The 12,473-nt window shown below is 54.9% G+C and carries 8 protein-coding genes, 6 tRNA genes and 4 rRNA genes; all 18 read right to left on the bottom strand.

Going from position 1 to position 12,473, the window contains the following annotated elements:
• Window positions 1-96: 96 nt before the first annotated feature.
• A complete protein-coding gene (gene rplA, locus LRS11_RS02490; RefSeq protein ID WP_260495369.1) occupies window positions 97-792 on the bottom strand; it encodes a 50S ribosomal protein L1 in 696 nt (231 codons plus the stop codon).
• Entirely contained in the window at window positions 792-1,223 is a 432-nt protein-coding gene (rplK, locus tag LRS11_RS02495; RefSeq protein ID WP_183088797.1) for a 50S ribosomal protein L11, read from the bottom strand. Before rplK ends, rplA begins: the two co-directional genes overlap by 1 nt.
• Before the next feature lie 119 nt (window positions 1,224-1,342).
• Window positions 1,343-1,876 (bottom strand): transcription termination/antitermination protein NusG, encoded by a 534-nt coding sequence (gene nusG / locus LRS11_RS02500; protein WP_260495370.1) that lies wholly within the window; start codon window positions 1,874-1,876, stop codon window positions 1,343-1,345.
• 9 nt (window positions 1,877-1,885) lie between these two features.
• Complete coding sequence (gene secE / locus LRS11_RS02505; protein WP_260495371.1) at window positions 1,886-2,254, bottom strand: preprotein translocase subunit SecE; 369 nt, start codon at window positions 2,252-2,254, stop codon at window positions 1,886-1,888.
• A 47-nt stretch (window positions 2,255-2,301) separates the two neighbouring features.
• Window positions 2,302-2,377, bottom strand: a tRNA-Trp gene (locus LRS11_RS02510).
• Window positions 2,378-2,430: 53 nt separating this feature from the next.
• Window positions 2,431-3,624 carry an elongation factor Tu gene (gene tuf, locus LRS11_RS02515; RefSeq protein ID WP_173203010.1) on the bottom strand — a complete coding sequence of 398 codons (1,194 nt, stop codon included), beginning with the start codon at window positions 3,622-3,624 and terminating at the stop codon, window positions 2,431-2,433.
• Between the two features lie 85 nt (window positions 3,625-3,709).
• Window positions 3,710-3,785: transfer RNA gene (locus tag LRS11_RS02520), tRNA-Thr, on the bottom strand.
• 26 nt (window positions 3,786-3,811) lie between these two features.
• Window positions 3,812-3,885 (bottom strand) — tRNA-Gly (locus LRS11_RS02525).
• Window positions 3,886-3,909: 24 nt separating this feature from the next.
• Window positions 3,910-3,994 (bottom strand) — tRNA-Tyr (locus LRS11_RS02530).
• Window positions 3,995-4,125: 131 nt separating this feature from the next.
• On the bottom strand, window positions 4,126-4,809 hold the full coding sequence (locus tag LRS11_RS02535; RefSeq protein WP_260495372.1) for an SPOR domain-containing protein: 684 nt from the start codon (window positions 4,807-4,809) through the stop codon (window positions 4,126-4,128).
• 8 nt (window positions 4,810-4,817) lie between these two features.
• Window positions 4,818-5,567, bottom strand: coding sequence for a pantothenate kinase (locus tag LRS11_RS02540; protein ID WP_260495373.1), 750 nt, complete (start codon window positions 5,565-5,567; stop codon window positions 4,818-4,820).
• Complete coding sequence (birA, locus tag LRS11_RS02545) at window positions 5,557-6,522, bottom strand: bifunctional biotin--[acetyl-CoA-carboxylase] ligase/biotin operon repressor BirA (RefSeq protein WP_260496848.1); 966 nt, start codon at window positions 6,520-6,522, stop codon at window positions 5,557-5,559. The genes LRS11_RS02540 and birA overlap by 11 nt, the downstream gene beginning before the upstream one ends.
• Before the next feature lie 138 nt (window positions 6,523-6,660).
• Window positions 6,661-6,776: ribosomal RNA gene (gene rrf, locus LRS11_RS02550) — 5S ribosomal RNA — on the bottom strand.
• Between the two features lie 138 nt (window positions 6,777-6,914).
• Window positions 6,915-9,806, bottom strand: a 23S ribosomal RNA gene (locus LRS11_RS02555).
• A 236-nt stretch (window positions 9,807-10,042) separates the two neighbouring features.
• Window positions 10,043-10,118: transfer RNA gene (locus LRS11_RS02560), tRNA-Ala, on the bottom strand.
• A 30-nt stretch (window positions 10,119-10,148) separates the two neighbouring features.
• A tRNA-Ile gene (locus LRS11_RS02565) sits at window positions 10,149-10,225 on the bottom strand.
• Window positions 10,226-10,318: 93 nt separating this feature from the next.
• Window positions 10,319-11,855, bottom strand: a 16S ribosomal RNA gene (locus LRS11_RS02570).
• Between the two features lie 368 nt (window positions 11,856-12,223).
• A 5S ribosomal RNA gene (rrf, locus tag LRS11_RS02575) occupies window positions 12,224-12,339 on the bottom strand.
• The 16S, 23S and 5S rRNA genes sit together here with 2 tRNA genes alongside, the layout of an rRNA operon.
• Window positions 12,340-12,473: the final 134 nt, after the last annotated feature.

A 12,473-nucleotide genomic window follows, 5' to 3' on the forward strand; every position in this document is an offset into this window, starting at 1 on the left:
AGGTTTAAGGCTTGCGCCGCCTACGGTCTTGGATAGCCCCCGCCAGGCAGGGACCCCAATTTTTCAAGCCGGCGGATCGCTCCGCCAGCCAATGACTTACGCGTCGAGCGAAGCTTGGTCGATGACCAGACCCGGGCCCATGGTGGTGCTCAGGGTCACGCGCTTGACGTAGATGCCTTTCGAGGTGGACGGCTTCAGACGCTTGAGGTCCGACAGCAGGGCTTCCACATTCTGCTTCAGGTGAGCGGCTTCGAAGCCGATTTTGCCAACAGAGGTGTGGATGATGCCGTTCTTGTCGGTACGGAAACGCACCTGACCAGCCTTGGCGTTCTTAACGGCAGTGGCCACGTCCGGAGTCACGGTACCGACCTTCGGGTTCGGCATCAGACCGCGCGGACCGAGGATCTGGCCCAGCTGACCGACAACGCGCATGGCATCCGGGGAAGCGATGACCACGTCGTAGTTCAGGTCGCCGGCTTTCATCTCGGCAGCCAGCTCGTCCATACCAACCTTGTCAGCACCAGCCGCCAGGGCAGCTTCAGCGCCCGGGCCCTGGGTGAACACGGCGACGCGAACGGTCTTACCGGTGCCATTCGGCAGCACGGTGGCGCCACGCACAACCTGGTCGGATTTACGCGGATCAACACCGAGGTTGATGGCGATATCGAACGACTCGGTGAACTTGACGGCAGACAGCTCAGCCAACAGCTTGGCGGCGTCTTCGAAACCGTATTGCTTGCCGGCTTCGATTTTTTCAGCGATAGCCTTCTGGCGCTTGGTCAGCTTAGCCATTACACACCCTCCACGTTGAGGCCCATGCTACGCGCGGAACCGGCGATGGTACGCACGGCCGCATCCAGGTCAGCGGCAGTCAGATCGGCCTGCTTGGCCTTGGCGATCTCTTCCAGCTGAGCACGGGTAACGGTGCCAACTTTGACGGTGTTCGGGCGAGCGGAACCACTGGTCAGGCCGGCGGCCTTTTTCAGCAGAACCGAAGCCGGGGTGCTTTTGGTTTCAAAGGTGAAGCTGCGGTCGCTGTAAACAGTGATGATCACAGGAGTCGGCAGACCAGGTTCCATGCCCTGGGTACGGGCGTTGAACGCCTTGCAGAATTCCATGATGTTCACGCCGTGCTGACCCAGAGCCGGGCCAACGGGCGGCGACGGGTTGGCCTGAGCGGCCTTCACTTGCAGCTTGATATAAGCGGTAATCTTCTTAGCCATGAGCTACTCCAAATACGGGTTCAAGCGCCAAAAGAGGCTCCCCGGTTGATAACGCCTTTATCCCAGTGACGACAAAACCCCGCAGCCAATAGCTGCGGGGTACGGGATGATTTGTCCAGTTATGCCTTTTCGACCTGACTGAACTCCAGCTCCACCGGCGTGGAGCGACCGAAAATAAGCACGGCCACGTGGATCCGGCTCTTTTCGTAGTTAACTTCTTCGACCACACCGTTGAAGTCGGCAAACGGACCATCGACAACGCGAACAGTCTCGCCCGGCTCGAACAGCGTCTTCGGCTTCGGCTTGTCACCGCTATCAGCGACACGACGCAGAATCGCATCGGCTTCTTTCTCGGTGATCGGCGCCGGCTTATCGGCAGTACCACCGATGAAGCCCATGACGCGCGGCGTATCCTTGATCAAGTGCCAAGTCGCCTCGCTCATCTCCATCTGCACCAGCACATAGCCGGGGAAGAATTTGCGCTCACTCTTGCGCTTCTGGCCGTTACGCATCTCCACCACTTCTTCGGTGGGGACCAGAATTTCGCCGAAGACATCTTCCATGCCAGCCAGCTTGACACGCTCAACCAGTGAGCGCATGACATGCTTCTCGTAACCCGAGTAAGCATGCACAACGTACCAACGCTTAGCCACGGGACACCCTTAACCGACAATCATCGAAACAAGCCAGCCGAGCAGGGAATCAAGACCCCACAGAACCAGCGCCATGACCAGGACCACAGCCACCACAATCAACGTGGTCTGCGTGGTTTCCTGACGACTTGGCCATACAACCTTACGAATCTCTGTGCGCGCTTCTTTAGCCAGGCTAAAGAAAGCCTGACCCTTGGCCGTTTGCAGGGCTACAAAACCAGCAGCCACAGCAAGTACCAAGAGAACCAGCACACGATACAGGAGCGGCTCAGCCGAGAAGTACTGATTGCCGACCACACCAGCGACCACTAGAGCGACAACAACCAGCCACTTCAGCGAGTCAAAGCGCGAGTCTTTAGCTTCAGCTTTGGCATTCATGAGAACAACCCTGTAGAAGAAATGCCAGATCCACTTATTCAGGAATCTGGCAGGCCAGGAGGGAATCGAACCCCCAACCTGCGGTTTTGGAGACCGCCGCTCTGCCAATTGAGCTACTGGCCTAAAACGAAGTCAGGCCGACCATTATGCCGGCCTGACATAGCTAGATCAACCGATTACTCGACGATCTTGGCAACCACGCCAGCACCAACGGTACGGCCGCCTTCGCGAATCGCGAAACGCAGACCATCTTCCATGGCGATCGGCTTGATCAGGGTGACAACCATTTTCACGTTGTCGCCCGGCATTACCATTTCAACGCCTTCCGGCAGTTCGCACGAACCGGTTACGTCGGTGGTACGGAAGTAGAACTGCGGACGGTAGCCCTTGAAGAACGGAGTGTGACGACCGCCTTCTTCTTTGGACAGCACGTACACTTCAGCTTCGAACTTGGTGTGCGGCTTGATGGTGCCCGGCTTGGCCAGAACCTGACCACGCTCTACGTCGTCACGCTTGGTGCCGCGCAGCAGAACGCCGCAGTTCTCGCCAGCACGACCCTCGTCGAGCAGTTTGCGGAACATTTCAACGCCGGTGCAGGTGGTCTTGGTGGTGTCACGCAGACCAACGATCTCGATTTCTTCCTGGATCTTGACGATACCGCGCTCTACACGACCGGTAACTACAGTACCGCGGCCGGAGATCGAGAATACGTCTTCGATCGGCATCAGGAACGGCTTGTCGATGGCACGAACCGGCTCTGGGATGTAGCTGTCCAGAGTTTCAACCAGCTTCTTAACAGCGCTGGTGCCCATTTCGTTGTCGTCTTGGCCGTTCAGAGCCATCAGAGCGGAACCGATGATGATCGGAGTGTCGTCGCCCGGGAAGTCGTAGGTCGACAGCAGGTCACGAACTTCCATCTCAACCAGCTCCAGCAGCTCGGCGTCGTCAACCATGTCAGCCTTGTTCAGGAAGACCACGATGTACGGAACACCTACCTGACGGGACAGCAGGATGTGCTCGCGGGTCTGCGGCATCGGGCCGTCAGCAGCGGAGCAAACCAGGATCGCGCCGTCCATCTGGGCAGCACCGGTGATCATGTTTTTGACGTAGTCGGCGTGCCCCGGGCAGTCAACGTGCGCGTAGTGGCGAACAGCCGAGTCATACTCAACGTGAGCGGTGTTGATGGTGATACCGCGAGCTTTTTCTTCCGGGGCGCTGTCGATCTTGTCGAAGTCAACGCGAGCCGAACCGAATACTTCGGAGCAAACGCGGGTCAGAGCTGCGGTCAGGGTGGTTTTACCGTGGTCAACGTGACCGATGGTGCCTACGTTGACGTGCGGTTTGTTACGTTCAAACTTTTCTTTAGCCATCTTGACCGTCTCCCATCAATGAATTGAGCGAGTCACGCCGCCATTAAAACAAAGGCAGATATCTGCATATCTGCCTTTGTTGAAGTGGAGCTCTTGAGCGGATTTGAACCGCTGACCTCACCCTTACCAAGGGTGTGCTCTACCAACTGAGCTACAAGAGCGAAACACGTTGCGCAAACAGCAAACTTGGAGCGGGCAGCGGGAATCGAACCCGCATCATCAGCTTGGAAGGCTGAGGTTCTACCATTGAACCATGCCCGCGGAGCCTGCAACTCACGCGAAATTTGGTGGAGGGGGAAGGATTCGAACCTTCGAAGTCGTAGACGTCAGATTTACAGTCTGATCCCTTTGGCCGCTCGGGAACCCCTCCAAAACGAGGCGGCATTCTCAACTCATGCCACCCTACTGTCAAGCAATTTCTCAATAAAAACTTGAGGTTAGCAATTTCTGACAGCAACTCCGCAAGGGCCACCCTGCGAAGCGGGCGCCATTCTATGCAAACTAACGCAGGGTTGCAACGTCTTCGCACGGCATTAATTGATGTTGTAGGCCTTTAAAGTCAGAAGCCAATTGCTGCAGCAGGAAATCGTCAGCCAGGCGCCGACTTTGCGGGGCAATCCGCACCCAATAACTACGCTGGGCGCGAGGTAACTCACGCAACAACGGCTCATAACCGGCATCCGCCAAACGCCGCATGACACTCTGCGCGGAGTCGTCACGCGGGAAGATTCCCAGCGAAATGCCGTTGGCCAGATCGCCCTGAGTGATGATGTAACTGTCAATCTTGCGCGCCTGCAATTCCTTTAACTGACGCAGGGACGCCTGACGAGAAGCCAGGGGAGGCAAATACACCCAATAGTCCAGACCAGCCGTCGCATCGACAGCCCGCACCTCACTCTGGATATCCAGCGACATCAGGCGCTGTTCAACTTGGAGCGCCGCAGACTCTTGCTGAAAGCTACCCAGGAACAGACAGGTTTCAGTTACCCCCGCCGGCACCTCAGGCGCCACCACCTCACGCCGCGCCTGCGCCCTATCCGCCTCACTGAGCAGACGAATATTCTGCTGCTGCCCCCTATACAAGGACATCGGCTCGACTTCCTTGACCCGCAAAGGTGCCTGCTGCTGATGCCAGACGTAATAGAAGAGGTTGAGAACCAGCAGAAGCAGAAACAGCCAGCGCATAACGAACCTCAAGACAAGGGGCAGGCCAGCGCCAACCCAACAAAGACCAGATCAGAAACCAGGCGCGCCTGTGGCAGCATCTCGCGCACCAGGGAAGCGTCGCCTCCGGTGAGGAATACGCTAAAGCCCTCACCCCAGCGTTCACGGGCCAACTCCAGCTGCGTCAGCACAAAACCACGCAACATCAGCGAGCAGCCGCGCTCGACCGCTTCGGCAGTGGAACGCCCAGGCTGCAAACTGTGCAACGCCTGCGCAGCCACCGCATCGTCATAGCGAATACGTCGGGTATGCGTGCGCAACTGATTGCGCATCAATGGCACACCCGGGCAGATATATCCTCCTAGATGCTCACCATCGGCAGCCACAAAGTCCGAGGTGACCGCCGTCCCCAGATCGAGCACCAGGCAAGCCTGCCCCGAAAGGCGATAGGCACCGACAAGGGCCAGCCAGCGGTCCAGCCCCAGGCGCGCAAAGTCGCTGTAGCCATTGCGCACCCCGGCCAGCTCACGAACAGGCTGCGCCGAGCACACTACGACCGCAAACGCCTGCTCGAGACGCAGCTGCAGCGCAGCCGTTTCATCATCACTACGCACACTGACCAGGCGGCAATGCAGAGGACCCGGACCATCCACCTGACGCACCGCAGCAAGCAACTGCTCATCAGAATCCACCACTCCACCAGCCAAAGCCGGCTGCGACTCTGCCGCGATCAGGCGCCACTTGATAAAACTATTGCCGCAGTCCAGCTCAAGAATCATTGCGCAACCTCAGACTCAGCTCGCCACCACTGTACTGGCGCTCTTCACCAGCCACCTCCAGACGTAGCGCACCTTGTTTATCCACACCCCGCACAATCCCTTCGACCTGTTGCGGACCTGCACTCAGAGTCACCGCCCGCCCCTGCCAAAGATGCTCAGCCTCCCACTCGACACGCACACCTGCAAACCCTTGCGCCGCGTGCAGCGCCAGATAATGGGCCAGCCAACGATTCAAACAGAGCACCAGAGCAGTACGATCCACCAGCACACCAGATTGCTCACGCAGGGATGTCCACGGCTGATCAATGGCAACAGAAGCACCGGGCAACATATTCACATTAACCCCGACCCCCACCACCACCTGACAGATGCCGGCCGGATCCCCAGACAACTCCAGCAAGACCCCGGCAATTTTCCGCCCCGCTACCAGGACATCATTCGGCCACTTCAACCCCGCGTCGACACAACCAGACTCCTGCAGCGCTCGCAGCACCGCAATCCCCACGGTCAGACTGAGACCATCGAGCGAATAACTGCCACTCTCGATGCGCAAGCCCAAGCTGTAGTAAAGGTTCTCGGCGAACGGACTGACCCAGGCTCGCCCACGCCGTCCGCGACCACTCTCCTGTTTCTCCGCAAGAACCAGTAGAGGCGCCGGGCATCCAGCGGCAAGCTGACGCAATGCCTGCGCATTAGTCGAGTCAATTGAAGGGAAGACCTCTGCAGTCCAGTCGCAGGCAGCGCAAGCGTCGGCAATCAATGCAGGTTCAAGCAGCGACAGCGGCGAGGCCAAGCGATAACCACGACCACGCACACGAAATATATGCAGCCCCAGATCATCCTCCAGGCCCTGCAAACGCTTCCACACCGCACTGCGACTTACACCCAGCACACGCCCCAAGGCCTCACCGGAATGGAATTCGCCATCTTGCAGCAGCTGCAGCACATTCTGCATTCGAGTCTCGCCTAGCAAAGAGGCAGGCATGATAGCCATGCCATTCGCCCTTGCCTAGAAACGACTGCCCCGAACTTTTCTCGCGCGCAAAGCCAAACCCCCAACCCGTTTTCACGGATTGGGGGTTTGGGGATAGGAGCTTGACGATGACCTACTCTCACATGGGGAAGCCCCACACTACCATCGGCGATGCGTCGTTTCACTACTGAGTTCGGGATGGGATCAGGTGGTTCCAACGCTCTATGGTCGTCAAGCAATTCGGTTGCTGTCTCGGTGTTTAGTCGCTACAGCTAATTGGGTATGTGATATCAGTTGGTAGTGCGTGTTCAGGCAAATTTTCGGTTTGTCGACTTCTGTCGAGACACACAAACAGCAAATTGTTTGGGTGTTATATGGTCAAGCCTCACGGGCAATTAGTATTGGTTAGCTCAACGCCTCACAGCGCTTACACACCCAACCTATCAACGTCGTAGTCTTCGACGGCCCTTTAGGGAGCTCAAGGCTCCAGTGAGATCTCATCTTGAGGCAAGTTTCCCGCTTAGATGCTTTCAGCGGTTATCTTTTCCGAACATAGCTACCCGGCAATGCCACTGGCGTGACAACCGGAACACCAGAGGTTCGTCCACTCCGGTCCTCTCGTACTAGGAGCAGCCCCTCTCAAATCTCAAACGTCCACGGCAGATAGGGACCGAACTGTCTCACGACGTTCTAAACCCAGCTCGCGTACCACTTTAAATGGCGAACAGCCATACCCTTGGGACCGGCTTCAGCCCCAGGATGTGATGAGCCGACATCGAGGTGCCAAACACCGCCGTCGATATGAACTCTTGGGCGGTATCAGCCTGTTATCCCCGGAGTACCTTTTATCCGTTGAGCGATGGCCCTTCCATACAGAACCACCGGATCACTAAGACCTACTTTCGTACCTGCTCGACGTGTCTGTCTCGCAGTCAAGCGCGCTTTTGCCTTTATACTCTACGACCGATTTCCGACCGGTCTGAGCGCACCTTCGTACTCCTCCGTTACTCTTTAGGAGGAGACCGCCCCAGTCAAACTACCCACCATACACTGTCCTCGATCCGGATAACGGACCAGAGTTAGAACCTCAAAGTTGCCAGGGTGGTATTTCAAGATTGGCTCCACGCGAACTGGCGTCCACGCTTCAAAGCCTCCCACCTATCCTACACAAGCAAATTCAAAGTCCAGTGCAAAGCTATAGTAAAGGTTCACGGGGTCTTTCCGTCTAGCCGCGGATACACTGCATCTTCACAGCGATTTCAATTTCACTGAGTCTCGGGTGGAGACAGCGCCGCCATCGTTACGCCATTCGTGCAGGTCGGAACTTACCCGACAAGGAATTTCGCTACCTTAGGACCGTTATAGTTACGGCCGCCGTTTACCGGGGCTTCGATCAAGAGCTTCGCTTGCGCTAACCCCATCAATTAACCTTCCGGCACCGGGCAGGCGTCACACCCTATACGTCCACTTTCGTGTTTGCAGAGTGCTGTGTTTTTAATAAACAGTCGCAGCGGCCTGGTATCTTCGACCGGCATGAGCTTACGCAGTAAATGCTTCACCCTCACCGGCGCACCTTCTCCCGAAGTTACGGTGCCATTTTGCCTAGTTCCTTCACCCGAGTTCTCTCAAGCGCCTTGGTATTCTCTACCCAACCACCTGTGTCGGTTTGGGGTACGGTTCCTAGTTACCTGAAGCTTAGAAGCTTTTCCTGGAAGCATGGCATCAACCACTTCACGTTCTAAAAGAACGCTCGTCATCAGCTCTCAGCATTAAGCGCCCGGATTTACCTAAGCACTCTGCCTACCACCTTAAACTTGGACAACCAACGCCAAGCTGGCCTAGCCTTCTCCGTCCCTCCATCGCAGTAACTAGAAGTACAGGAATATTAACCTGTTTCCCATCGACTACGCATTTCTGCCTCGCCTTAGGGACCGACTAACCCTGCGTCGATTAACGTTGCGCAGGAAACCTTGGTCTTTCGGCGTGCGAGTTTTTCACTCGCATTGTCGTTACTCATGTCAGCATTCGCACTTCTGATACCTCCAGCAAGCTTCTCAACTCACCTTCACAGGCTTACAGAACGCTCCTCTACCGCATCACCTAAGTGATACCCGTAGCTTCGGTGTATGGTTTGAGCCCCGTTACATCTTCCGCGCAGGCCGACTCGACTAGTGAGCTATTACGCTTTCTTTAAAGGGTGGCTGCTTCTAAGCCAACCTCCTAGCTGTCTAAGCCTTCCCACATCGTTTCCCACTTAACCATAACTTTGGGACCTTAGCTGACGGTCTGGGTTGTTTCCCTTTTCACGACGGACGTTAGCACCCGCCGTGTGTCTCCCATGCTCGGCACTTGTAGGTATTCGGAGTTTGCATCGGTTTGGTAAGTCGGGATGACCCCCTAGCCGAAACAGTGCTCTACCCCCTACAGTGATACATGAGGCGCTACCTAAATAGCTTTCGAGGAGAACCAGCTATCTCCGAGCTTGATTAGCCTTTCACTCCGATCCACAGGTCATCCGCTAACTTTTCAACGGTAGTCGGTTCGGTCCTCCAGTTAGTGTTACCCAACCTTCAACCTGCCCATGGATAGATCGCCCGGTTTCGGGTCTATACCCAGCGACTAAACGCCCTATTAAGACTCGCTTTCGCTACGCCTCCCCTATTCGGTTAAGCTTGCCACTGAATATAAGTCGCTGACCCATTATACAAAAGGTACGCAGTCACCCAACAAAGTGGGCTCCCACTGCTTGTACGCATACGGTTTCAGGATCTATTTCACTCCCCTCTCCGGGGTTCTTTTCGCCTTTCCCTCACGGTACTAGTTCACTATCGGTCAGTCAGTAGTATTTAGCCTTGGAGGATGGTCCCCCCATATTCAGACAAAGTTTCTCGTGCTCCGTCCTACTCGATTTCATGACTAAGAGATTTTCGCGTACAGGGCTATCACCCACTATGGCCGCACTTTCCAGAGCGTTCCGCTAATCTCAAAGCCACTTAAGGGCTAATCCCCGTTCGCTCGCCACTACTAAGGGAATCTCGGTTGATTTCTTTTCCTCAGGGTACTTAGATGTTTCAGTTCCCCTGGTTCGCCTCTTGCACCTATGTATTCAGTACAAGATAACCATCTTATGATGGCTGGGTTCCCCCATTCAGACATCTCCGGATCAAAGGTTGTTTGCCACCTCCCCGAAGCTTTTCGCAGGCTACCACGTCTTTCATCGCCTCTGACTGCCAAGGCATCCACCGTATGCGCTTCTTCACTTGACCATATAACCCCAAGCAATCTGGTTACTGTCTCAAACGTGAAGACGACATTCGCCGAAAATTTGCATAGAGAACACGCAAATTTTACCTTGACTCGATATGCTGCCAGTGAAAGCAACACATCGGTCTACTTCTATCACATACCCAAATTTTTAAAGAACAGTTCTGGCGCAAAGACCAGAATTCAATGCTTCATACATAAGCATTCAATTCTAAGCTTTCAGCGATTCAAGAGTTAATGGTGGAGCCAAGGAGGATCGAACTCCTGACCTCCTGCGTGCAAGGCAGGCGCTCTCCCAGCTGAGCTATGGCCCCATCTACGGACTGGCCACATCCCTTGACAATTGGTGGGTCTGGGCAGATTCGAACTGCCGACCTCACCCTTATCAGGGGTGCGCTCTAACCAACTGAGCTACAGACCCAATCGTCTTACTCTCGGGTAATAACCCAATCGCTTTTCGCAAGTGAATCAAGCAATTCGTGTGGGAACTTATGAAGAAGCTGAAGTCTTCGATTAAGGAGGTGATCCAGCCGCAGGTTCCCCTACGGCTACCTTGTTACGACTTCACCCCAGTCATGAATCACTCCGTGGTAACCGTCCCCCTTGCGGTTAGACTAGCTACTTCTGGAGCAACCCACTCCCATGGTGTGACGGGCGGTGTGTACAAGGCCCGGGAACGTATTCACCGTGACATTCTGATTCACGATTACTAGCGATTCCGACTTCACGCAGTCGAGTTGCAGACTGCGATCCGGACTACGATCGGTTTTATGGGATTAGCTCCACCTCGCGGCTTGGCAACCCTTTGTACCGACCATTGTAGCACGTGTGTAGCCCTGGCCGTAAGGGCCATGATGACTTGACGTCATCCCCACCTTCCTCCGGTTTGTCACCGGCAGTCTCCTTAGAGTGCCCACCATAACGTGCTGGTAACTAAGGACAAGGGTTGCGCTCGTTACGGGACTTAACCCAACATCTCACGACACGAGCTGACGACAGCCATGCAGCACCTGTGTCTGAGTTCCCGAAGGCACCAATCTATCTCTAGAAAGTTCTCAGCATGTCAAGGCCAGGTAAGGTTCTTCGCGTTGCTTCGAATTAAACCACATGCTCCACCGCTTGTGCGGGCCCCCGTCAATTCATTTGAGTTTTAACCTTGCGGCCGTACTCCCCAGGCGGTCGACTTAATGCGTTAGCTGCGCCACTAAGATCTCAAGGATCCCAACGGCTAGTCGACATCGTTTACGGCGTGGACTACCAGGGTATCTAATCCTGTTTGCTCCCCACGCTTTCGCACCTCAGTGTCAGTATCAGTCCAGGTAGTCGCCTTCGCCACTGGTGTTCCTTCCTATATCTACGCATTTCACCGCTACACAGGAAATTCCACTACCCTCTACCGTACTCTAGCTCAGTAGTTTTGGATGCAGTTCCCAGGTTGAGCCCAGGGCTTTCACATCCAACTTGCTGAACCACCTACGCGCGCTTTACGCCCAGTAATTCCGATTAACGCTTGCACCCTTCGTATTACCGCGGCTGCTGGCACGAAGTTAGCCGGTGCTTATTCTGTCGGTAACGTCAAAGTAGCAACGTATTAGGTTACTACCCTTCCTCCCAACTTAAAGTGCTTTACAATCCGAAGACCTTCTTCACACACGCGGCATGGCTGGATCAGGCTTTCGCCCATTGTCCAATATTCCCCACTGCTGCCTCCCGTAGGAGTCTGGACCGTGTCTCAGTTCCAGTGTGACTGATCATCCTCTCAGACCAGTTACGGATCGTCGCCTTGGTGAGCCTTTACCTCACCAACTAGCTAATCCGACCTAGGCTCATCTAATGGCGCGAGGTCCGAAGATCCCCCGCTTTCTCCCGTAGGACGTATGCGGTATTAGCGTCCGTTTCCGAACGTTATCCCCCACCACTAGGCAGATTCCTAGGCATTACTCACCCGTCCGCCGCTCTCAAGAGATGCAAGCACCTCTCTACCGCTCGACTTGCATGTGTTAGGCCTGCCGCCAGCGTTCAATCTGAGCCATGATCAAACTCTTCAGTTCAATACTGCTTGGGTTTTGAGAAAACCCTAAACTTGGCTCAGCAATCGCAAATAAACTCTTTGAATTCACGAAGAGTTACTTGTGTTGCTGATAATCTTGCGACTAACAGTCTTACTCCACAAGCACCCACACGAATTGCTTGATTCAAGTTGTTAAAGAGCGTTTCGATTAAGTCTTTCGTCTCAACCGAGGCCGCGCATTCTACAGCAGCCTTTCTTTCTGTCAACCAGTTTCGAAGAATTTTTCGTTTCTTCTCAACTACTTAGGCTTCTTGGAAGTTAATTCCGATTTAGCCAACCCCAAAAACACCAGGGTTACATAAAAAGGAAAACCCCGTTCTCGTAAAAGAACGGGGTTTCCGGATAGGAGCTTGACGATGACCTACTCTCACATGGGGAAGCCCCACACTACCATCGGCGATGCGTCGTTTCACTACTGAGTTCGGGATGGGATCAGGTGGTTCCAACGCTCTATGGTCGTCAAGCAATTCGGTTGCTGTCTCGGTGTTTAGTCGCTACAGCTAATTGGGTATGTGATATCAGTTGGTAGTGCGTGTTCAGGCAAATTTTCGGTTTGTCGACTTCTGTCGAGACACACAAACAGCAAATTGTTTGGGTG

This window comes from Pseudomonas sp. J452, from assembly GCF_024666525.1.
GTDB lineage: Bacteria > Pseudomonadota > Gammaproteobacteria > Pseudomonadales > Pseudomonadaceae > Aquipseudomonas.